This is a genomic window from Paenibacillus etheri (assembly GCF_001012825.1).
GTDB classification, from domain to species: domain Bacteria; phylum Bacillota; class Bacilli; order Paenibacillales; family Paenibacillaceae; genus Paenibacillus_AQ; species Paenibacillus_AQ etheri.
Genome location: NZ_LCZJ02000041.1, coordinates 1 through 238, shown reverse-complemented (window position 1 = coordinate 238; position 238 = coordinate 1). Strand labels below are relative to the sequence as shown.

Annotated in this window: 1 protein-coding gene; it reads left to right on the top strand. The window is 47.5% G+C overall.

The window, feature by feature from the left end:
- On the top strand, positions 1 to 238 hold a 238-nt coding region (locus UQ64_RS31400), incomplete at both ends, for a thrombospondin type 3 repeat-containing protein (protein ID WP_342447617.1).

Here is a 238-nt window from a genome sequence, read left to right as displayed (position 1 = left end):
TGGATACAGACGGTGATGGTATTCCGGACAGTCTAGATCCAGATGATGATAATGATGGCCTGAGCGATGAACAGGAACTCATTAACGGAACAGATCCGAAGCATCCAGATACAGACGGTGACGGAATCAAAGATAAGGAAGATCCATTCCCATTGGATCCGACAAAGCCAGGTAACGGTGGTGAACTGGATACAGACGGCGATGGCATTCCGGACAGTCTAGATCCAGATGATGATAA